The sequence below is a fragment of the Caulobacter sp. GW821-FHT12F03 genome, assembly GCF_058806855.1.
Window position 1 is genome coordinate 1 of record NZ_JBXAQC010000005.1, and the last position, 19,679, is coordinate 19,679.

At 71.1% G+C, this 19,679-nt stretch carries 19 protein-coding genes and 1 tRNA gene; 14 read left to right on the forward strand and 6 right to left on the reverse strand.

Annotated features, from left to right (window positions below; all coding sequences use genetic code 11):
• Positions 1–257: 257 nt before the first annotated feature.
• Positions 258–3,149, reverse strand: coding sequence for a DNA polymerase I (gene polA, locus AC1RN0_RS12745; RefSeq protein WP_492787819.1), 2,892 nt, complete (start codon positions 3,147–3,149; stop codon positions 258–260).
• 111 nt (positions 3,150–3,260) lie between these two features.
• Between polA and AC1RN0_RS12750 the strand changes: the two genes are divergently transcribed.
• Both AC1RN0_RS12750 and AC1RN0_RS12755 read left to right on the forward strand, forming a co-directional pair.
• Positions 3,261–4,265, forward strand: a complete 1,005-nt coding sequence (locus tag AC1RN0_RS12750) for a TonB family protein (protein WP_492787820.1) — start codon at positions 3,261–3,263, stop codon at positions 4,263–4,265.
• Between the two features lies 1 nt (position 4,266).
• Positions 4,267–5,076, forward strand: a complete 810-nt coding sequence (locus tag AC1RN0_RS12755; RefSeq protein ID WP_492787821.1) for a hypothetical protein — start codon at positions 4,267–4,269, stop codon at positions 5,074–5,076.
• On the opposite strand, the gene AC1RN0_RS12760 is transcribed toward AC1RN0_RS12755, so the two are convergent.
• Positions 5,077–6,480, reverse strand: a complete 1,404-nt coding sequence (locus tag AC1RN0_RS12760; RefSeq protein ID WP_492787822.1) for a UDP-N-acetylmuramate--L-alanine ligase — start codon at positions 6,478–6,480, stop codon at positions 5,077–5,079.
• Between the two features lie 59 nt (positions 6,481–6,539).
• Here AC1RN0_RS12760 and AC1RN0_RS12765 point away from each other — a divergent pair, with 59 nt between their 5' ends.
• Entirely contained in the window at positions 6,540–7,376 is an 837-nt protein-coding gene (locus tag AC1RN0_RS12765; RefSeq protein WP_492787823.1) for an LD-carboxypeptidase, read from the forward strand.
• Here the strand turns inward: AC1RN0_RS12765 and AC1RN0_RS12770 are convergent.
• Both AC1RN0_RS12770 and AC1RN0_RS12775 read right to left on the reverse strand, forming a co-directional pair.
• Positions 7,369–8,169 carry an isocitrate lyase/PEP mutase family protein gene (locus AC1RN0_RS12770; RefSeq protein WP_492787824.1) on the reverse strand — a complete coding sequence of 267 codons (801 nt, stop codon included), beginning with the start codon at positions 8,167–8,169 and terminating at the stop codon, positions 7,369–7,371. The genes AC1RN0_RS12765 and AC1RN0_RS12770 overlap by 8 nt on opposite strands.
• 60 nt (positions 8,170–8,229) lie before the next feature.
• The gene (locus AC1RN0_RS12775; protein WP_492787825.1) at positions 8,230–8,517 is read right to left on the reverse strand and encodes a zinc-finger domain-containing protein; all 288 of its coding nucleotides are present in this window, start codon (positions 8,515–8,517) and stop codon (positions 8,230–8,232) included.
• Between the two features lie 102 nt (positions 8,518–8,619).
• Here AC1RN0_RS12775 and AC1RN0_RS12780 point away from each other — a divergent pair, with 102 nt between their 5' ends.
• From AC1RN0_RS12780 to AC1RN0_RS12790, 3 genes are read left to right on the forward strand one after another with little or no spacing between them, the layout of a single operon-like run.
• Positions 8,620–9,582, forward strand: a complete 963-nt coding sequence (locus AC1RN0_RS12780) for an ABC transporter ATP-binding protein (protein WP_492787826.1) — start codon at positions 8,620–8,622, stop codon at positions 9,580–9,582.
• A 26-nt stretch (positions 9,583–9,608) separates the two neighbouring features.
• Positions 9,609–10,202 carry a DUF1214 domain-containing protein gene (locus AC1RN0_RS12785; protein ID WP_492787827.1) on the forward strand — a complete coding sequence of 198 codons (594 nt, stop codon included), beginning with the start codon at positions 9,609–9,611 and terminating at the stop codon, positions 10,200–10,202.
• Positions 10,199–10,735, forward strand: a complete 537-nt coding sequence (locus tag AC1RN0_RS12790) for a DUF1254 domain-containing protein (protein ID WP_492787828.1) — start codon at positions 10,199–10,201, stop codon at positions 10,733–10,735. Before AC1RN0_RS12785 ends, AC1RN0_RS12790 begins: the two co-directional genes overlap by 4 nt.
• Here AC1RN0_RS12790 and AC1RN0_RS12795 read toward each other — a convergent pair.
• Both AC1RN0_RS12795 and AC1RN0_RS12800 read right to left on the reverse strand, forming a co-directional pair.
• Positions 10,732–10,914 (reverse strand): rubredoxin, encoded by a 183-nt coding sequence (locus AC1RN0_RS12795; protein WP_492787829.1) that lies wholly within the window; start codon positions 10,912–10,914, stop codon positions 10,732–10,734. The two genes, AC1RN0_RS12790 and AC1RN0_RS12795, sit on opposite strands and share 4 nt — an antisense overlap.
• Positions 10,915–10,917: 3 nt before the next feature.
• Positions 10,918–11,562, reverse strand: coding sequence for a TetR/AcrR family transcriptional regulator (locus AC1RN0_RS12800; RefSeq protein WP_492787830.1), 645 nt, complete (start codon positions 11,560–11,562; stop codon positions 10,918–10,920).
• Positions 11,563–11,666: 104 nt separating this feature from the next.
• On the opposite strand from AC1RN0_RS12800, the gene AC1RN0_RS12805 reads away from it, so the two are divergent.
• The 8 genes from AC1RN0_RS12805 to AC1RN0_RS12840 all read left to right on the forward strand — a co-directional run bounded on the left by AC1RN0_RS12805 (position 11,667) and on the right by AC1RN0_RS12840 (position 19,678).
• Positions 11,667–12,941 carry a cytochrome P450 gene (locus AC1RN0_RS12805; protein WP_492787831.1) on the forward strand — a complete coding sequence of 425 codons (1,275 nt, stop codon included), beginning with the start codon at positions 11,667–11,669 and terminating at the stop codon, positions 12,939–12,941.
• A gap of 79 nt (positions 12,942–13,020) precedes the next feature.
• Positions 13,021–14,340 (forward strand): NCS2 family permease, encoded by a 1,320-nt coding sequence (locus tag AC1RN0_RS12810; protein ID WP_492787832.1) that lies wholly within the window; start codon positions 13,021–13,023, stop codon positions 14,338–14,340.
• A gap of 46 nt (positions 14,341–14,386) precedes the next feature.
• Positions 14,387–14,463 (forward strand) — tRNA-Arg (locus AC1RN0_RS12815).
• A gap of 188 nt (positions 14,464–14,651) precedes the next feature.
• Positions 14,652–15,467: an acyl-CoA thioesterase gene (locus AC1RN0_RS12820; RefSeq protein WP_492787833.1), complete on the forward strand. Its 816-nt coding sequence runs from the start codon at positions 14,652–14,654 to the stop codon at positions 15,465–15,467.
• A gap of 84 nt (positions 15,468–15,551) precedes the next feature.
• Positions 15,552–16,202 carry a hypothetical protein gene (locus AC1RN0_RS12825; protein ID WP_492787834.1) on the forward strand — a complete coding sequence of 217 codons (651 nt, stop codon included), beginning with the start codon at positions 15,552–15,554 and terminating at the stop codon, positions 16,200–16,202.
• A complete protein-coding gene (locus AC1RN0_RS12830) occupies positions 16,199–17,425 on the forward strand; it encodes a hypothetical protein (protein WP_492787835.1) in 1,227 nt (408 codons plus the stop codon). The genes AC1RN0_RS12825 and AC1RN0_RS12830 overlap by 4 nt, the downstream gene beginning before the upstream one ends.
• A complete protein-coding gene (locus AC1RN0_RS12835; RefSeq protein WP_492787836.1) occupies positions 17,412–18,368 on the forward strand; it encodes an AAA family ATPase in 957 nt (318 codons plus the stop codon). The genes AC1RN0_RS12830 and AC1RN0_RS12835 overlap by 14 nt, the downstream gene beginning before the upstream one ends.
• Complete coding sequence (locus AC1RN0_RS12840; RefSeq protein ID WP_492787837.1) at positions 18,365–19,678, forward strand: DUF58 domain-containing protein; 1,314 nt, start codon at positions 18,365–18,367, stop codon at positions 19,676–19,678. Before AC1RN0_RS12835 ends, AC1RN0_RS12840 begins: the two co-directional genes overlap by 4 nt.
• Position 19,679: the final 1 nt, after the last annotated feature.

A 19,679-nucleotide genomic window follows, 5' to 3' on the forward strand; every position in this document is an offset into this window, starting at 1 on the left:
GAGACGGTCCAGGACGATGAAAAGGGATCGTTGGAAGACCGTGAAACCATCAGCCGGTCCTCCCCTCGGCTCCACCAGGAGGTGGAGGTTCCCCTAGATTCCGACCTGCATGAATTTCAGCAGGACCAGCGCGGCGATGGCCGTGAGCGGGACGGCGAGCGTCCAGTACAGCACCTGTTTCATTGTCAGCCCTCTACGCTACAGCCCGATGAGCGAACGTGACGGCGAGGGGGAGGTTCCGGTCGTGGCGGACGAGGTCAGTGCGCCTCGTCCCAGTTGGCGGCGGCGCGGGCCTCGACCACCAGCGGCACGGACAGGTCCACCGCCGGCAGGGCGGCCTTTTCCATCACCGCCTTGGCCACGCGCATGGTCTCATCGGCCTGTTCGACCGTGGTCTCGAAGACCAGTTCGTCGTGCACCTGCAGCAGCATGCGCGAGCTGAGGCCCGCGTCGGCCAGGGCCGAGGGCATGCGGGCCATGGCCCGGCGGATGATGTCGGCGGCGGCGCCTTGCAGCGGCGCGTTGATCGCCGCGCGCTCGGCGAACTGGCGCATGCCGACGGCCTTGCCGCGGATGTCGGGGATGTTGATCCGGCGGCCGAAGATCGTCGTGACGTAGGCGTTCTCGCGCACCTCGGCGCGCATCCGGTCCATGTATTCGCGGATGCCGGGGAAGCGCTCGAAGTAGGTCTTGATGTAGGCCCCGGCCTCGGACTGGTCGATGCCCAGCTGGTTGGCCAGGCCGAAGGCGCTGATGCCGTAGACGATGCCGAAGTTGATCGCCTTGGCCCGGCGGCGGATGTCTGACGGCATGCCCTCGATCGGGGTGTTGAACATCTCCGAGGCGGTCATGGCGTGGATGTCGAGGCCCTCGCGGAAGGCCCGCTTGAGCTGGGGAATGTCGCCCACATGGGCCAGCAGCCGCAGCTCAATCTGGCTGTAGTCGGCGCTGATCAGCACATGGCCCGGCTCGGCGATGAAGGCCTTGCGGATCTTGCGGCCTTCCTCGGTGCGGATGGGGATGTTCTGCAGGTTCGGATCGGTCGAGGCGAGACGGCCGGTGTTGGCGGCGGCCAGGCTGTAGGAGGTGTGCACCCGGCCGGTGTCCGGATTGATCGCGGCGATCAGGTTGTCGGTGTAGGTGCCCTTGAGCTTGGACAGCTGGCGCCAGTCGAGCAGGGTGCGCGGCAGGTCGTGGCTGGCGGCCAGCCGTTCGAGCACGTCCACGTCGGTGGCCCACTGGCCGGAGGCGGTCTTCTTGCCGCCCTCGAGGCCCAGTTCGCCGAACAGGATGTCGCCGATCTGCTTGGGGCTGCCCAGGTTGAACGGCCGGCCGGCCAGCTCATGGGCCTTCGCCTCGAGATCGACCATGCGCATCGAGAATTCGTGGCTCAGGCCGCGCAGCAGGTCGGGGTCGACCTTGATGCCGTGGTTCTCCATCTGCGCCACCACCGGCGGCAGGGGGCGCTCGGTGGTCTCGTAGATGGTCAGCAGGCCTTCGCGCGCCAGCCGCGGCCGCAGGATCCGCCAGAGCCGCAGGGTGACATCGGCGTCCTCGGCCGCGTAGGCCGTGGCCGGCTCCAGGGCGACGTGCTTGAAGCTGATCTCGCTCTTGCCGACGCCGCAGACCTGCTTGAACGGGATCGGCTTGTGGCCCAGCCAGAGCTCGCTGAGCTCGTCCATGCCGTGACCGTGCAGGCCGGCCTCCAGCGAGGCGCTGATCAGCATGGTGTCGTCGATCGGCGCGACCTGGATGCCGTAGCGGCTGAGCACGCCGAGGTCGTACTTGGCGTTCTGGGCCACCTTCAGCACCGAGGGGTCCTCGAGCAGCGGCTTCAGCGCCGCGAGCGCCTGGTCGAGCGGGATCTGGGTCAGGTCGGCGCCGCCGTCGCCGCCGAACAGGCCCTCGTCCTTCCCGCAGTGGCCCAGCGGGATGTAGCAGGCCTCGCCCGGGGCGACGGCCAGGGACACGCCGCACAGGCCGGCGACGGCCGAGCCCAGCGCGTCGGTCTCGGTGTCGAAGGCGACCACGCCGGCCTCGCCGGCCCGTTTCACCCAGGATTCCAGGGTCGCGAGGTCGCGCACGCAGACGTACTTCGCTGTGTCGATCTGTACGGCCTCGACCGGCGCGGCGGGTTCCCGCTCGCCGGCGCTGTAGCCGCCCCCGGGGGCGGGCCGGGGCGCGCCCATCTTCGGCATCGGGGCGCCGGGCATGCCGTTGCCCGCCGCCGCGTCGCCGACGCGCCGGGCCAGGCCGCGGAACTCCATCTGCTCGAGGAAGGCCGCCAGCGTCGGGCCGTCCGGCTCGCGCACGGCCAGCGCCTCGACGGGCTCGGGCAGCGGCGTGTCGCAGTCCAGCTGCACCAGCTGGCGCGACAGGCGGATCTGGTCGGCGAAATTGATCAGGGTCTCGCGGCGCTTCTCCTGCTTGATCTCGTGGGCGCGGCTGAGCAGCGTCTCCAGGTCGCCGTACTCGTTGATCAGCAGGGCGGCGGTCTTGATGCCGATGCCGGGGGCGCCGGGCACGTTGTCGACGCTGTCGCCGCACAGGGCCTGGACCTCGACCACCTTGTCGGGCGTCACGCCGAACTTCTCGAACACCTGGTCGGGGCCGATCAGCACGTTCTTCATCGTGTCGAGCATCGACACGCGATCCCCGACCAGCTGCATCAGGTCCTTGTCGGACGAGATGATCACCACCTCGCCGCCGGCGTCGCGCACCTTGCAGGCATAGGCGGCGATCAGGTCGTCGGCCTCGTAGCCGGGCAGCTGGATCGACGGCACGCCGAACGCCCGGGTCGCCTCGCGCACCAGCGGGAACTGCGGGATCAGGTCCTCCGGCGGCGGCGGGCGGTGGGCCTTGTACTGGTCGTACAGGTCGTTGCGGAACGTCTTCTCCGAATGGTCGAAGATCACCGCCAGGTGGGTCGGCCCGCCCTCCTTCATGTCCCGCAGCAGCTTGAACAGCATGTTGCAGAAGCCCTGCACCGCGCCGACGGGCAGGCCGTCCGACTTGCGCGTCAGCGGCGGCAGCGCGTGGTAGGCGCGGAAGATGTAGCCCGAGCCGTCGACCAGGTAGAGGCGCACGGGCGGGCCGTCCTGGGTGTGGGCGCGGACGTCGGGCAGGGCGGGGGCGTCGGTGTCGGTCATGGACGCAAGATAGTGTCGCCCGGCGCGCGGGTCATCCGGCGTTTGGCGCCTTTGCAGCGCGGCGTCGGGATGCGACTATGGCGCGAGTGACAGGGGGCGGTGATGCGAAGCGTGGCGTTGGGTATCGGGCTGGCCGCCGTTCTGCTGGGACCGGCGTCGGCGCAGACCGTGACCGATCCCGACTGGGCGGCGATACCGTCCGCCGAGGAGATGACCCGCTATTTCCCCGAGGAAGCTACCGACAAGAGCGTCAGCGGCATGGTGACGCTCGTCTGCCAGGTCGCGATCACCGGCCGGCTCAGGGACTGCGTCGCCGATCGCGAATCGCCGGCCGGCATGGGCTTCGGGGCCGCCGTGGTGAAGATGGCCGAAGCCATCTTCCGGATGAAGCCGGGGACGGTCGATGGAAAGCCCGTCGACGGCGCGACCATCCGCATTCCGATCCGGCTGGTGTCGCCGACCGTCTCCGCCCGCACGGTGGTCACCGAGGCGGTCTGGGCCCAGGCGCCGAGCTTCGAGGACATGGCCGCCGCCTGGCCGGCCGGGGTCGGGGACCTGGCGGTCGGCACCTCCGTCCTGCGCTGCCGGGTCGGGTCGGACGCCGGGCTGCGCAACTGCACCATCGCCGGCCAGACCCCGAAGGGCGCGCCGTTCGGCGAAGCCGCCCGCGGACTGGTGGACAGGTTCCGGCTCAAGGCGACGGCCGATGACCTGAAGCGCTACGGCGGCGCCGACATCGCCGTCAGCTTCCGCTTCTACAACCCCGCCACCCCGGCGGGGCAGGCGAAGAAGGTCGAGAAGCCCGACTGGATCGTGCGCATCAACCCCGACAAGGTCGTCGCCCTCTATCCGACGGCGGCGGCCGATGCGGGGGTGAAGGAGGGCGTCGGCGTCGCCGACTGCCTGGTCGCGCCGGACGGCAGGATGACCGACTGCCGCGTCGCGCGCGAGGCGCCCGAGGGCCTCGGTTTCGGCCAGGCGGCCGTCACGGCCGTCAGCCTGATGCAGATGGACCCCTGGACGCCCGAGGGCCGCCCGGTGGCCGGGGCGCGCGTCAATGCGCCGATCAAGTTCAGCCTGTCGCCGGAGGGCGAGGCCCCGGCGGGGGGGCGCTGACATGGCCGGACGGAACCCGCGCGCGGTGATCGCGGCGCTATTCGTGCTGGCGGCGACGGGCGGCGTGACCGTCGCGGCGGCGCAGTCCAATCAGCCCAGAAGCCTTCCCACCCCATCCTGGCAGCAGCCACGGCTACCTGGCATGCCGCGACTGGTCACCCAGTCTTCGTCCTGGCCATCAAGCCGAGGGGATTCGGGTTTCTATCCGCGGGAGTCATTCGACCTGTCGATCAGCGGCGAGGCCACGATCGCCTGTCTGCTCGTGGCCGACCGGCTTCGGGACTGCACCATCGTCAGGGAAACGCCGCCGGGACTGGGCTTCGGCCGAATCGCCCTTGAGCAGGTTCAGAAGCAGTGGCGGCGCAAGCCCCGTAAAGTCAGCGGCTCCGTCACGGGCGACACAATCACCTTTTCCTATTCCATCAGCGCGGCAGCCTACGGCGAGCGCAAGGTCACCACGGCCGTCGAGTGGGCCCACACGCCGACGGGCAATGACATTCGCGCCCGCTGGCCCGCGGCCCTGTCCGGTGTTTCCGGCGGCTACGGGGCGATCCGTTGTCGGGTAGAGGCGGACGGTCGGCTTTCGCGTTGCCGCGCGGCGGGGCAGTCGCCCCTGCGCTCCGGGTTGACCCAGGAGGCCTTGAAGCTCGCCCCCGAGTTTCGCGTCGCCCTGCCGCCCGGCGGCGGCGACTTCGCCTATACCGACGTGCTGGTGAGCATCCGCTTCGCCAATCCGGGCAATGCGAGCGAGGCGGAGCTGCGCGCCGTCGATGACCAGTGGTCGCGCCCAGAGGGTCTCCCGCCGCCCTGATCAGTCCGCCAGCCGCGCCAGCACCTCGGCGGCGAAGACCGACAGGGTGTCGTCACGGGCGCCCATGATGATGATCCGGTCGCCGGGCCGGGCCAGCGCCACCAGACGGTCGCCGCAGGCGGGACGGTCAGGCAGGGCCTCGGCCGCGCGGCCGCCGGCGCGGACGTCGGCGGCGATGTCCTCGCTGGTCACCTCGCGGATGGTCGTGCCGCCGAAATAGACCGGCTCGGGCATCAGCAGCACATCGTCCGCTGACAGACCGTCGAGGAAGCCGCGCACGAACTCGCGACGCATCAGCCGCAGCGGCCCGAAGCCGTGCGGCTGGAACATCACCAGCAGCCGGCCGGGAAAGGCGTGCAGGGTGTCGAGCGTGGCGGCGATCTTGTCCGGGTTGTGGGCGAAGTCGTCGATGACGGTGACGCCGCCCTTCGAGCCCACGACTTCCAGCCGCCGCTTGACCCCCTCGTAGTCCTCGATGGCGGCGATCGCCTCGGCCAGCGGCACGTCCAGCGCCCGCACGGCCCCGAGCGCGGCCAGGGCGTTGGCGACATTGTGCCGGCCGGGGACCTTGAGCCGCACCGGAAGCATCTCGTCGCTGATCTGCTCGTGCAAACGGAAGGCGATCGAGTCGGGCGCCGGCGCGATATCGTCCGCATACAGATCGGCCGACGGATCGTTGAAGCTCCAGCTGATCTGGCGCTCGCGCGGAAGCTCGTGGGCCAGCCGCGCCGTCTCGTCGTTGTCGAGGTTCAGCACCACGGTGCGGGCCTTCAGGGCATAGTCGCGGAACAGCACCCGCAGCTCGTCCATCGTCTTGTGGTCTTCGCTGATGTTGTTGATCACCGCCACCTGCGGCCAGTAGCGGGCGATCGAGCCGTCGCTTTCGTCGACCTCGCTGACGAACAGCCCGCCCTGACCGACCAGGGCGCTGGCGAAGGGCGTGTCGTCGGTGACGAAGTTCTTCATCACCGCGCCGTTCATCACCGTCGGGTCGCGGCCCGTGCGGTGCAGGATCCAGCCAATCATCGCCGTGGTCGTCGACTTGCCGCTGGTGCCGGCGACCCCGACCGACTGCGGCGCCGCATTGAACAGGTCGGCCAGCAGTTCGGCGCGCGACAGCATCGTCGCCCCGACCCGCCGGGCCGCGACCACGTCGGGCACGGTGTCCTCGACAGCGGCGGTGGCGACGATGATCTGCTCCGGCCGTGTCACGCCGCTGCCGTCCTGGGCGAACAGACGGATGCCCCGGGCGCGCAGGAACTCGAACTTGGGCGCGGTGCGGCCCTGGTCGAGGGCCCGGTCGGAGCCTTCCACCGTGGCGCCGGTCGCCTGGACGATCAGGGCCAGGGGGAGCATGCCGCTGCCGCCAATCCCGCAGAAGAAGTAGGGTCTGTCCTGAATCATCCCCGGGAAATATACGGTCAGGGGCAGGGTGACAAACCGCCCGACGGGTTCGCGAGCAGATGGTCAAACCGGTCAGGATCGGCGTCGTCGCCCCCTCGTCGCGCATGGACCCCGCCGTGCCGGCCGAGGTCGAGGCCCTGGTCGCCCGCCTCTACCCCGACGGCCGGGTCCAGGTGGTGTTCGACCCGCAGTGCTTCCTGACCCACAACCACTTCGCCGGCGATGACGCCGCCAGGGCCGAGGGCTTCCTGCGGGTGGCCAACGACCCGGCGTTCGACGCCCTGTGGGTGGCTCGCGGCGGCTACGGCTCCAACCGTCCGGCCGAGGCGATCCTCGCCGGCCTGACCGGCGCGGCCCGCGACAAGATCTACATGGGCTACAGCGACACGGGCTTCGTGCTGGCGGGCCTGCACAGGGCCGGGATCGGCCGCCCGACCCACGGTCCCGTGGCTCACGACATCCGCCGGCCGGGCGGCGAGGCGGCCATCGCCCGGGCCCTGGCCTGGATCGCCGACGGCGACCGAGCGGCGCTCGAGCCCGGCCTGACGCCCGGCCGCAAGGCGGCGGCGTTCAACATCACCGTGCTCAGCCAGCTTGTCGGCACAGCGTTGCAGCCCGACCTGACCGACCACGAACTGCTGCTCGAGGATGTCGGCGAGTACATGTACCGCCTCGACCGGGCGCTGTTTCACATCACGGGCAATGCAGGGATCCGCAGGGTGGCCGGCATCCGGCTCGGCCGTTGCAGCGACATCCCGCCCAACGATCCGGACTTCGGCATGACCGCCGAGGAGGTCTGCCGGGAGTGGTGCCAGCGGTCGGGCATTCCCTACCTGGGCGCGGCCGATATCGGCCATGACGCCGACAACAGGGTCGTGCCGTTCGGTCTCAGCTGAACAGCGTGTTGTAGTCCTGGCTGACCGGGCTGGCGGCCGCCAGGGCGTCCGAATCCCCGGTGGCCAGGAACTCGGTTGTCGCCGCGTTCAGCGCCGCCAGCGCCGCGCGGGCGAGGCCCGTCGCCGAACTGATCCGTCGGGCGCCCAGCGCCTGCAGCTCGGGCCCCTTCGGCAGGCCCGGCCGGGCCATGACGTTCAGTGGCAGGCCGCATCCGGCCGCGATGGCGGCGATCTCGTCCGCAACGACCACGCCCGGCGCGAACAGGCCGTCGGCGCCGGCCGCACGATACAGGGCCGCCCGGCGCAGCACCTCGGCCACCGCCGCCTCGCCCTCGGCCAGCCGCCGAAGGTAGACGTCGGCGCGGGCGTTGATGAACAGGGCCACGCCCGCGCGGTCGGCCGCCTTGCGCACGGCCTCGATCTTGGCCGCCAGAAGCTCCGGCGCGCCGCCGCCGTCCTCGATGTTGATCCCGACCGCCCCGGCGTCGATGACCCTGGCGACGTTGTCGCCGACCGTCGCGGGGTCGTCGGCGTAGCCGCCCTCGAAGTCGCAGGTCAGCGGGATGGCGATGGCGCGGGTGATCTCCCGCACCGTGTTGATCAAAAATTCGACGGGCAGATGGTGGCCGTCGGCATAGCCGTGGCTCCAGCAGACGGCGGCGCTCGAGGTGGCCACGGCCTTCGCGCCGAGCGTCTCGATCAGGCGGCAGCTGCCCGCGTCCCAGCCGTTCGGCAGGATCAGCAGCTCGGGACCCGCGTGCAGGTCGCGGAAGGTGTTGGCGGTGGTGCTCATGAGGCGAGACTAGAACCGTCCCGCCGGATCGTCAGCCCCGCCGGTGGCGGGAAACGGACCTCAATGGCCGGCGGAGCCTTCGTAGACGCCCGGGGCCAGACGCTCGTCCTCGTCGCCCGGCGCGGTGGCGGCGATGAAGCGGCGGTCGCAGTAGGGGCAGTCGACGAAGCCGGCCGCGCCCATCTCCAGCCAGACGCGCGGATGGCCCAGCGCCCCGCCGACGCCCTCGCAGGCGATGCGGTGCGAACGGACGGTCACCGACTCCGGCGCGGGGAAGGCCGCCGCCGCCGCGGGCGTCGCGGTGGGGGTCGTCCCGCTGGAAGTTTTCGCCGTGGTCTTGCGGGCCATTGATCTCTTCCCAATCCCGCCCTTGGCGTGGCGGCGTCTGGCGCATACCTATGCGAGGCCCCGCCGGGGCGTCAATTGATCCGGACCGTCAAGAAAGCCCGAATGGACCTGCCCGACTACGCCATCGAGGCCACCGGCCTGGTGAAGCGCTACGCCGCGACGAAGACCACGCCTGAAAAGCTGGCCCTGAACGGCATCGACCTGAAGATTCCGCGCGGCTCGATCTTTGGCCTGCTGGGCCCGAACGGCGCCGGCAAGTCGACCTTCATCAACATCCTCGCCGGCCTGACCCGCAAGTCATCCGGGACGGTGAAGATCTGGGACCGCGACATCGACAGCCGCCCGCGCGACGCCCGCGCCGCCATCGGCGTGGTGCCCCAGGAGCTGGCCGCCGACGTGTTCTTCACGCCGCGCGAGTCGCTCGAGGTCCAGGCCGGCATGTACGGCGTGCCGAAGAAGGAGCGTCGCACCGACGAGCTGCTCGCCGCGCTCGGCCTGACCGACAAGGCGGACGCCTATGTCCGCCAGCTGTCGGGCGGCATGAAGCGCCGGCTGATGGTGGCCAAGGCCATGGTGCACAATCCGCCGGTGCTGATCCTCGACGAGCCGACCGCCGGCGTCGACGTCGAGCTGCGCCGCCAGCTGTGGAACTATGTGGTCGGCCTCAACCGGCTGGGCGTGACCATCGTCCTGACCACCCACTACCTCGAGGAAGCGCAGGAGCTCTGCGACCAGATCGCCATCGTCAACCGCGGCGAGGTGGTCGCCTGCGAGCCGACCAGCACCCTGCTGCAGCGGCTCGACACCCGCAATGTCGTGGTCACGCCCGACGAGCCGGTCGCCACGGCCCCCGACCTGACGGGCTTTGAGACCAGACTGCGCAGCGGCGGGTCCTTCTCTGTGACCTACAAGACCGGCCAGTCCAGCGTCGAGCAGGTGCTGGCGGCGGTGCGGGCCAGCGGCCTGCACATCAAGGACATCGCGACCGAAGATCCCGATCTCGAGGACGTCTTCCTGGCCCTGACCTATGATGCGCCGGACGGACGGGATCCGACGAAGGACTAGGGCGAAGACGCCGGGGGGCGGGGACCATGATATTTCGACGGATCGTCTTCGTGGCGACGGCGGCGCTGGCGGGCGGGGTGCTGGGCCTCGCCTCGCTGGCCGGGCTGATCGCCGGCGGCGGCGGGTTCAAGGGCGTGCCGCACGCCGGGTGGAGCTACAATCCGCTGGCCGGGTCGAAGGGGGCCGATCCCTACACGCGTCTGAAGGTCGCTGTCGGCGGGCTGCTCGCGCTCGACCGCTCCGAGACGATCTACTTCACCACCGCGACCGATTCGACCGGCGCCGCCCTGCGCGCCGGCTGCCGCTACCGCATCGTCGGCGGCCCCATGCCGGTGCGCTGGTGGTCGATTACCCTGTACGACAAGGGTTACCTGGCGCGGAACAACGACGGCGCGCCGTCGATTGACAAGACCCGCGCGGCGTCGGACGCGGCCGGCCGCTGGTCGGCCCAGCTGGGCGGACCCCGCCCGGCGCAGGGGCTGTGGATCTCCAGCGCGACCGCCACCGATGTCTCCCTGCTGCTGCGGTTCTACAATCCCGATCCGGCGGTGGTGAAGGATCCGGCGCTGGCGCCGATGCCCATCGTCACCCGCGAAGCCTGCGCGGGAGGCGCGTCATGAAGCCGTTCGTCCGCTGGGGCCTGCTGACCCTGGCCATCGCCGCGACCGTCCATGCCGTGGCCCTGTTCGCCGGGCCGACGGTCATCATGTCGATCGCCATGAAGCGTATCGCCGCCGCCGGCGGGGCCGGTCACTGGAACTTCGCGCCGCGCACCACGCCGGAGACGCAGCGCGTCGTCCGCTCCTCGCCCGATCTCGCCTACGCGGCCTGCGCCTGGGACGTGGGCGAGGGCCCGGTCCGCATCCGCGTCGCCGGGGCGACCGACTATGCGTCGCTGTCGCTCTACGCGGCCAACACCGACAACTTCTTCTCGCTCAACGACCGGACCATGGGACCGGACGGCGCGGAGATCGTGCTGGTCGCGAAAGGGGCCAGGCCGCCCGCCGGCGTCGATCCGGCCAGCGTCGTCGTCGCGCCCAGCCGTCGCGGCCTGGCGCTCGACCGCCGGCTGGCGCCGACGGCGGAAGCCTTCGCCAGGGTCGACGCCGCCCGTCGCGCCGGGGATGTCTGCGAGCCCCTGGTGAAGGGCTAGAGCTCGATCATGTCGAAGTCGGCCTTGGGCGTGCCGCACAGCGGGCAGACCCAGCTGTCGGGAATGTCGGACCAGCGCGTGCCGGGCGCCAGGCCCTCGCCGAGGTCGCCCTCGGCCTCGTCATAGATGAAGCCGCAGGTGCGGCACTGCCAGGTCTTGTACGGCGCGGCGTCGGCCATGGGTTATCCCTCCGGAGGGGCGACCGCGGCGAAGCTGAGCCGCAGGGTCGCGAGGCTGGTGGTGCGGATCGGTTCGAGGTCCATGTCCGGGTCGATCAGGCACTGGATCGAAAGCCCGAGCAGCAGGCTGCCGACGATCAGGGCCGCGGCGTCGGCGTCGAGGTCGCGACGGATGGCGCCCTCGGTCTGACCGCGCAGGACCATCGCCTCGAGCCGGCGCTCGACCCGTTCATGGGACACCGCGAAGGCCGCGCGCAGCGACGACAGGTCGGCGATGGCGCTGGCCAGCAGCATGAAATAGGCGCGGCCCTCGCCCTTCAGCGACAGGTCGCGCAGATACAGGTCGACATAGGTCAGCAGCGCCTCGAGGCCCGGCATGGCGTCGATGCCGATGGCGCCCAGCACCGCGTCCTGCCGGGCATGGAGGTGGGCGATGAGCGCCTCGATCATGCCCTGCTTGGAGCCGAACTTCTGGGTGGCCAGACCCCGGCTGTAGCCGGCCTGGGTGCCGATCGCCTCGAAGGTCGCCGCCGTCACGCCCCGCTCGGCGATCACGTCGCCCGCCGCCCGCAGCAGCTTCTGCTCGGATTCGTCCCGGCGTTGCGCCTGGGTCCGGCGCGTTCGGTCGAGGGGCGTGGACTGAGCCATGTCAATTCTCTAACTTACTTGTTGGCTGTATAGCAAGTGAGTGCTAGCGTTTTCGAGACAGCCGCCGGGGACAGGCGGCGAGGACTGATCAGGAAGCCAGACCCATGATGATTCCCCAGGACGTGGCCAACACCATCGTTGACCCGAAAGCCTACGCCGACGGCAAGCGCGTCGACGACGCCTTCAAGTGGCTGCGCGAGAACGCGCCGCTCGCCCAGGCCCAGCCCGAGGGGTTCGATCCCTTCTGGGTCGTGACCCGCTTCGCCGACATCCAGGAGGTCGAGAAGCAGAACGACCTGTTCCACAACGGCGACCGCGCCACCGTGGTGACGCCGATCGTCATGGACCAGAAGGTCCGGGCCATGACCGGCGGCTCGCCGCACCTGGTCCGCTCGCTGGTCCAGATGGATAACCCCGACCACATGAACTACCGGCGCCTGACCCAGGCCTGGTTCCTGCCGCAGAACATCCGCGGCCTCGAGGCGCGCATCCGCGAGATCGCCAGGGGCTTCGTCGACCGCATGGCCGCCAAGGGCGATTGCTGCGACTTCGCCCGCGACGTGGCCTTCCTCTATCCGCTGCACGTGATCATGGAGGTCCTCGGCGTGCCGGAGATCGATGAACCGCGCATGCTCAAGCTGACCCAGGAACTGTTCGGCAGCGCCGACCCGGAACTGAACCGCAGCGGCTCGGCCATCACTGACGCCGACGCCGGCCTCGCCGCCGTGCAGGCGACGGTCATGGACTTCATGACCTACTTCAACGCCATGACCGAGGACCGCCGGGCCAACCCGCGCAACGACCTCGCCAGCGTCATCGCCAACGGCCAGATCGAGGGCAAGCCGCTCGGCCACCTGGAGGCGATGAGCTACTACATCATCGCCGCCACGGCCGGCCACGACACCACCTCCAACACCACGGCCGGCGGCATGTGGGCCCTGGCCCAGAACCCCGACCAGTTCGCCAAGGTGAAGGCCGACCTGTCGCTGATCCCGGGCCTGGTCGAGGAGTCGATCCGCTGGGAGACGCCGGTGAAGCACTTCATGCGCACCGCCACCGACGACGCCGAGGTCGCCGGCCAGAAGATCGCCAAGGGCGACTGGCTGATGCTCAGCTACCCTTCCGGCAACCGCGACGAGGCGGCCTTCACCGACCCGTTCAAGTTCGACATCGAGCGCAGCCCCAACAAGCACGTGGCCTTCGGTTACGGCGCCCACGTCTGCCTCGGCCAGCACCTGGGCCGCATGGAGATGCGGGTCCTGTGGGAAGAGCTGCTGCCGCGCCTCGAAAGCGTCGAACTCGACGGCGAGCCCAAACGCATGGAAGCCAGCTTCGTCTGCGGACCCAAGTCGGTGCCGATCCGCTTCAAGATGACCTGACCGGCCTCGCGCCCCGGCCGTTTGCCGGGGCGCGTCCCGCCGGGTTAGGCTGCCCTGCTGTGGCGACAGGGGGGGTGGGATGCTGGAACGGCTGTTCAGGCTCAAGGACAACGGCACCGCCGTTCGCACCGAGGTCATGGCGGGCCTGACGACCTTCCTGACCATGGCCTACATCATCCTGGTCAACCCGACGATCCTCGCCGACGCGGGCATGCCGGCCGCGGGCGCGGCGGCGGCGACCTGCCTGGCGGCGGCCTTCGGCTCGATCATGATGGGGCTGGTGGCCAACTATCCCATCGCCCTGGCCCCCGGCATGGGGCTCAACGCCTATTTCACCTACACCGTGGTCAAGGGCATGGGCCTGCCCTGGGAGACGGCGCTCGGCTGCGTCTTCCTCTCCGGCGTGCTGTTCCTCATCCTGACCGTCACCGGCGTGCGGCGGCTGATCGTCGGGGCCATCCCGACCTCGCTCTACGCCGCGATCGCCGCCGGCATCGGCCTGTTCATCGCCTTCATCGGCCTGAAGGGCGCGGGCATCGTCGTGGCCGACCCGGCGACCACCGTGGCGCTCGGCGACCTGACCACGCCGACGGCGGCGCTGGCGCTGTTCGGCCTGGTGCTGACCGGGGCCCTGCTGGCCTGGCGCATCCGCGCGGCCATGCTGGTGGGCATCCTCGCCACCACCGCCCTGGCCTGGGCCGTCGGAGCCGTGCACTGGACCCCGGTCGACTACAGCGTCGAGGCCCTGACCTCGACCGCCTTCCGCCTCGACATCCCCACGGCCTTCGGCGTCGGCGGCCACGGCGCGGCCATGGCGATGATCGAGATCGTCGTGGTGTTCCTGTTCGTCGACCTGTTCGACAACGTCGGCACCCTGGTGGCGGTGACCCAGCGCGCGGGGCTGGCCGCGCCGGACGGCTCCATTCCGCGCATCAACCGCATCCTGCTGACCGACGCGGCGGCGGCCATCTTCGGCGCCCTCGCCGGCACGACCACCACCACCAGCTATATCGAAAGCGCCGCCGGGGTCGCCGCGGGCGGCCGCACCGGCCTGACCGCGGTGGTCGTCGGCCTGCTGTTCCTCGTCGCCCTGGTGTTCGCGCCGTTCGCCCAGATCATCCCGGCGGCGGCCACCGCCCCGGCCCTGATCCTCGTCGGCGCCCTGATGATGGCCCCGCTGGCGGCCAGCGACTGGGACGACCCGCTGGTCGCCATTCCAGGCTTCCTGACCCTGGTCGCCATCCCGCTGACCTTCTCGATCGCCAACGGCCTGGCCTTCGGCATCGTCGCCTACGCCCTGCTGAAACTGGCCCGCGGACAGGCCCGCGTGGGCGACTGGATGCTCTACCTGCTGGCGGCCCTGTTCATCGCCCGCTTTATCTGGCTGGCGGTGGGGTAGCGCCGGGCCGATCTTTCCGCTATTGACCCGCCTCCGCCAGCGATCCGCACCCGTAGCTCAGCTGGATAGAGCGTTGCCCTCCGAAGGCAAAGGTCACACGTTCGAATCGTGTCGGGTGCGCCACTTTTCCGAAAAGGCCGAACAGGATCAAACGCCCTCCGGGGCGCGCACGGTCTGTTGTGCGAGGAATGATCGACGGGGACTCGCGGACCCACGCGGGTTTCCGCTACAGGCTGGGGGCCGCGCCGGCCGGTCTTCCCGCCGCCGTCACGGCGCGCATGTCCTCGCGGCCGTCCGGAGCGCCCTGACCCTTGTCCCTGTTCGACGCCCTGAAACTCGAGCGCATCGAGGTGAACCTTTTCCGCGGTCGGAGCGTCGATCTGGCCGCGCGCCGCATCTTCGGCGGCCAGGTGATCGCCCAGGCGCTGCTCGCGGCGTACGAAACGGTCGAAGCGCGCCTGTGCCACTCCCTGCACTGCTATTTCATTCGTCCGGGCGACCCCTCGATCCCGATCCTCTTCGAGGTCGACCGCGCGCGCGACGGCGGCTCGTTCACCACGCGGCGGGTCACGGCCATCCAGCACGGGCGGCAGATCTTCAACCTGTCGGCGTCGTTCCAGGACGCCGAGACCGGCTACGAGCACCAGACGCCTATGCCGGCCGCCCGCACGCCCGACGAGGCCCTGCGGCCGCGCCGTGACCCGACAAGGCCGCCGCGCCGGCCGCGCCCCGTCGAAGTCCGCCACCTCGACAGCTTCGGCGTCGGCGGCGACATCGCGCCCCGGCCGGCGACCGCCGCGCTCTGGATGCGGGCGAACGATGCGATCGACGACGATCCCCGCGCCCATCAGGTCGCCTTGGCGTACGCCTCGGATCTCGACCTGCTGCCCGTGACCACCCGGCCCCACGGCGTCGACTGGCGCCTGCCCAACTTCCAGCCGGCCAGCCTCGACCACGCCATGTGGTTTCACCGGCCGGTGCGGTTCAGCGAGTGGCACCTGTTCTCGATGGACAGCCCGTCGGCCTCGGGCGGCCGGGGCTTCGTGCGCGGGGAGGTCTTTTCGGGAGACGGCCAGCTGGTCGCGTCGGTCGCCCAGGAAGGCCTTATCCGCATGAGGGCGCCCTAGGCCGGGCGAAATCGGCGCCGGACGGCGCGAAGGTCTCCCCTCCCGATTGTGCCCGCCCCCGGCTCGCGTGTATGCAGGCGGGGTATGGGGCGTGAACAGGGTCTGGTCGGGGCTGGCGTGACGGACGGGGCGACGCCCGACCGGATGGCCCGGGCGCATGAGCGGATGCTCGCCGACCGCACGCTGCAGTTCGACTTCCCCGCCATCACGCCGCCCCGGCCGCCGGCCTGGCTCAAGGTCGTCGGCGAGGTGCTGGAGGCGATCGCCCCCCTGCTCGGCTACCTGTTCTGGATCGCCGTGGCCGCCGGGGCCGGGCTGATCCTCTTCATGATCGTACGCGAGATCCTCACCCGCACCGGCGTGGTCGCCGCGCCGGCGCGGCGCGAAATGATCGCCGAGCTCGACCTGCGCCCGACGGCCGAACAGGCGCGGGTGCTGCTGGCCGACGCCGACGCCCTGGCCGCCGACGGCCGTTTCGCCGAGGCCGCCCACCTGCTGCTGCTGCGGGGCGTGCAGGACATCCGCGACCAGCGGCCGGGCCTGGTGCAGCCGTCCCTGACCAGCCGCGACATCGCCGCCCTGCCGGAGCTGCCGGACGGCGCGCGCGGGGCCTTCGCGGCAATCGCCGTGGTCGTCGAGCGCAGCTTCTTCGGCGGCCGCGACGTGGGGGCCGACGACTGGAGCCTCTGCCGGCGGACCTACGAGGCCTTCGCCCTTGACGGGGCGCCGGCATGAGCGCGGTCCGCGAGCGCGAGGCCTTCCGCGGCCGCACCGTGTTGATCATGATCCTCGTCGGGGTGCTGGCCTTCATCGGCCTGGCCGTGCTGTCGGTCTACGCGCCGCAGCTGAGCAGCGGCGACGACGGCGGCGGCCATCCGCTGTCCCGCTCGGCGGTCGGCTTCGGCGGCGCGGCGAAGCTGTTCCAGGCGCGCGGCGACACGGTGATCATCAGCCGGGGGCCGATCCGCACGGAAGGCCGCGGCCTGCTGCTCCTGACGCCCCGCGCCGAGATGAAGCGCAAGACGGTCGACGACGTGGTGTTCGGCGGCGCGCGGCTGATCATCCTGCCCAAGTGGGAGTTCAGGCCGCATCCGTTGCACAGGGGCTGGGTCGCCCGCGGCGGCCTGCTGTCCCCCGACGCGCTCGGCAAGGGCTTTCTGGCGGCGTTCGCGCCCGGCGCGAAGGTCGTCCGCCGGCCGGGCCGGGCGACGCGCGTGCTGTGGCGGACCTGGCCGGACGGCTCGGCCTCGCGGCTGGGCGCCAGCGGGCCGCTCGAGGACCTGCAGGTGCTGCAGTCGACCCGGCTCACGCCGGTCCTGACCGATGACGCCGGCGGCGTCCTGCTGGGCCGGATCCCCAACACCCGCACCTGCATCCTCGCCGATCCGGACCTGCTCGACACCCAGGGCCTGAAGAGCCTGGCCACGGCCCGCCTGGCCGGGGCGATGGTCGACATGATCCGCCCGCAGGGGCCGCTGATCTTCGATGTCACCCTGCACGGCTACAAGCGCAGCCGCAGCGTGCTGGCGCTGGCGCTGGAGCCGCCGTTCCTCGGCGCGACCCTGTGCGCCTTCGCCGCCGCCCTGCTGGCCGGTCTTGGCGCGGCGGTGCGGTTCGGGCCGGTGCGCCGGGCGCCGCCGCCGTTCGCGCTGGGCAAGGCCGCGCTTGTCGACAGCACCGCCGGCCTGATCCGCATGGCCGGCCGCGAGCCGCGCATGGCCGAGGGGTACGCCCGGCTGTGCCGCGCCCTGGCCGCCCGCGCCGTCGGCGCCCCGCGCCAGCTGGAGCCCGAGGCGCTGGAGCTGTTCCTCGACCGCCTCGGGGCCGGGCGGGGCGTGACCGACCGCTTTTCCGACCTGATCCAGGCCGCGCGCGAGACGCGCGACCTGCCGGCCCTGATGGCCGTCACCCGCAAGCTGTACGACTGGAGACTGGAGATGACCCGTGAACATCGCTGAGGTGAGCGCGCTCGCCGACCGTGTGCGTGGCGAGATCGGCAAGGCCGTCGTCGGCCAGGCGGACTCCGTCGACCTGTTGCTGACGGCCCTTTTCGCGGGCGGCCATGTGCTGCTCGAGGGACCGCCGGGCACGGCGAAGACCTTGCTGGCCCAGGCCTTCGCCGCGACGCTGGGGATCCGCTTCGGACGGGTGCAGTTCACCCCCGACCTGATGCCCGGCGACATCATCGGGGCCAATGTGTTCAACTTCCAGACCAGCAGCTTCAGCCTGACGCGCGGGCCGATCTTCTGCGACCTGCTGCTGGCCGACGAGATCAACCGCACCCCGCCCAAGACCCAGGCCGCGCTGCTGGAAGCCATGCAGGAGCGGCAGGTGACCCTTGACGGCGTGCGCCATCCGCTCGGCGAGCGGTTCATGGTGGTGGCGACCCAGAACCCGATCGAGCAGCAGGGCACCTATCCGCTGCCGGAAGCCCAGCTCGACCGGTTCCTGTTCAAGCAGACCCTGTCCTGGCCGAGCGCGGCCGAGGAACAGGCCATCGTGCTGATGCACGGCGCGCGCAGCGGCCTGCCGGACACGGTCGACCTCGGCGTCAGCCAGGTGGTCACCGCGGATGAGATCGCCGCCGCGGCGCAGGCGACCAGCGGCGTGCGGCTGACGCCCGAGATCGCCGACTATGTCGTGCGGCTGGTGCGGGCCACGCGCGAGACCGGCGACATCGAGGCCGGCGCCTCGCCGCGCTGCGCGGCCATGCTGGCGATCGCCGCCCGGGCCCGCGCCGCGCTCGACGGCCGCGACTACGTGATCCCCGACGACGTCAAGCTGCTGGCCCCGGCCGCCCTGCGCCACCGGATCATCCTGTCGCCCTCGGCCGAGATCGAGGGGCGGCGCGTGGACCAGGTGGTGCGCGGCCTGATCGACCAGGTCGAGGCGCCGCGGTGATCTATCCCACGCTCAGGGCGGTCGTCATCGCCGCGCTGGGCGCGCCGGTCGCGCTGGTCGTGGGGCTGCTGGCCTCGGACTACTGGCTGGCCGCGCCGGCCTGGCTGGCGTTGCTGGCCGGGGCGGTGCTGCTCGACGCGGCGCTGGCGCGCTGGAACGGCCGGGGCCTGACGGTGCGGCTCACAGCGCCGGGGGCCATCGGCGCCGGGGCCTTCGCCGACGCGGGTCTCGACCTGGCCTTCACCGGCCGGCCGGGACGCCGGGTGGAGCTGGCGCTGGACGCGGACGCGCGCGTGGCGGTCGCCCCTGACCGGTTCCGCGCGCCGGTCGAGAATGGCCGGGTGCGGGCCGAGGTGCGGCTGACTCCGCGCCGCCGCGGGCAGGCCGATCTGAAGACCCTGTGGGTGCGCTGGAGCGGTCCGCTGGGCCTGGTCTGGGCGCAGCAGCGGCGGGCGCTCGACCATGCCCTGGCGCTGACCCCCGACATCGCCGGCGTCCAGGCCGAGGCCATGCGCCTGTTCGCGCGCGACGCCCTGTTCGGGGTCAAGGCGCAGCTCGATACCGGCGAGGGCGCCGAGTACCACGCCCTGAAGGACTTCCTGCCCGGCATGGACCGCCGCTCGGTCGACTGGAAGCAGACGGCGCGGCACGGCAAGCTGCTGTCCAAGGAATACCGGACCGAGCGCAACCACCACATCCTGCTGGCGCTCGACACCGGCCGCACCATGTGCGAGCCGCTGGCCGGCCTGCCGCGCGTCGACCGGGCGATCAACGCGGCCCTGACCTTGGCCTTTGTCAGCCTCAAGATGGGCGACCGGGTCGGGCTGTTCGGCTTCGACGCCGAGCCGCGGCTGGTCACCGGCGTGACGGCGGGCGTCGGGTCGTTTCCGCTGCTCCAGCGTCAGGCCGCGTCGCTCGACTACTCGGACCTTGAGACCAACTACACGCTCGGCCTCAGCCAGCTGGCCGGCTCGCTTGAGCGGCGCTCGCTGATCGTGGTGTTCACCGAGTTCGCCGACCCGACCAGCGCCGAGCTGCTGATCGAGAACGCCGCCCGCCTGGCGCGCCGCCACCTCCTGCTGTTCGTCGTCATGCGCGACGAGGAGATGGAGACCATCGCCCAGTGCGATCCGGTCGAAAGCGTCGACGTCTCGCGCGCCGTCACGGCCGCCGCGATCCTGCGCGAGCGCGAGGTGGTCATCGCCCGCCTGCAGCGCGCCGGGGCGCTGATCGTCGACGCCCCGGCGAACGCGGTCGGCCCGAAGCTGCTGAACGCCTACCTCGACCTCAAACGCCGCGATCTTCTGTAGG

Bases quoted from the DNA above. Each gene is read 5' to 3' on its own strand.
- polA (WP_492787819.1), bottom strand. From the start codon at position 3,149: ATGACCGACACCGACGCCCCCGCCCTGCCCGACGTCCGCGCCCACACC.
- AC1RN0_RS12755 (WP_492787821.1), top strand. From the start codon at position 4,267: ATGGCCGGACGGAACCCGCGCGCGGTGATCGCGGCGCTATTCGTGCTG.
- AC1RN0_RS12760 (WP_492787822.1), bottom strand. From the start codon at position 6,480: ATGATTCAGGACAGACCCTACTTCTTCTGCGGGATTGGCGGCAGCGGC.
- AC1RN0_RS12765 (WP_492787823.1), top strand. From the start codon at position 6,540: ATGGTCAAACCGGTCAGGATCGGCGTCGTCGCCCCCTCGTCGCGCATG.
- AC1RN0_RS12770 (WP_492787824.1), bottom strand. From the start codon at position 8,169: ATGAGCACCACCGCCAACACCTTCCGCGACCTGCACGCGGGTCCCGAG.
- AC1RN0_RS12775 (WP_492787825.1), bottom strand. From the start codon at position 8,517: ATGGCCCGCAAGACCACGGCGAAAACTTCCAGCGGGACGACCCCCACC.
- AC1RN0_RS12780 (WP_492787826.1), top strand. From the start codon at position 8,620: ATGGACCTGCCCGACTACGCCATCGAGGCCACCGGCCTGGTGAAGCGC.
- AC1RN0_RS12785 (WP_492787827.1), top strand. From the start codon at position 9,609: ATGATATTTCGACGGATCGTCTTCGTGGCGACGGCGGCGCTGGCGGGC.
- AC1RN0_RS12790 (WP_492787828.1), top strand. From the start codon at position 10,199: ATGAAGCCGTTCGTCCGCTGGGGCCTGCTGACCCTGGCCATCGCCGCG.
- AC1RN0_RS12795 (WP_492787829.1), bottom strand. From the start codon at position 10,914: ATGGCCGACGCCGCGCCGTACAAGACCTGGCAGTGCCGCACCTGCGGC.
- AC1RN0_RS12800 (WP_492787830.1), bottom strand. From the start codon at position 11,562: ATGGCTCAGTCCACGCCCCTCGACCGAACGCGCCGGACCCAGGCGCAA.
- AC1RN0_RS12805 (WP_492787831.1), top strand. From the start codon at position 11,667: ATGATGATTCCCCAGGACGTGGCCAACACCATCGTTGACCCGAAAGCC.
- AC1RN0_RS12810 (WP_492787832.1), top strand. From the start codon at position 13,021: ATGCTGGAACGGCTGTTCAGGCTCAAGGACAACGGCACCGCCGTTCGC.
- AC1RN0_RS12825 (WP_492787834.1), top strand. From the start codon at position 15,552: ATGGGGCGTGAACAGGGTCTGGTCGGGGCTGGCGTGACGGACGGGGCG.
- AC1RN0_RS12830 (WP_492787835.1), top strand. From the start codon at position 16,199: ATGAGCGCGGTCCGCGAGCGCGAGGCCTTCCGCGGCCGCACCGTGTTG.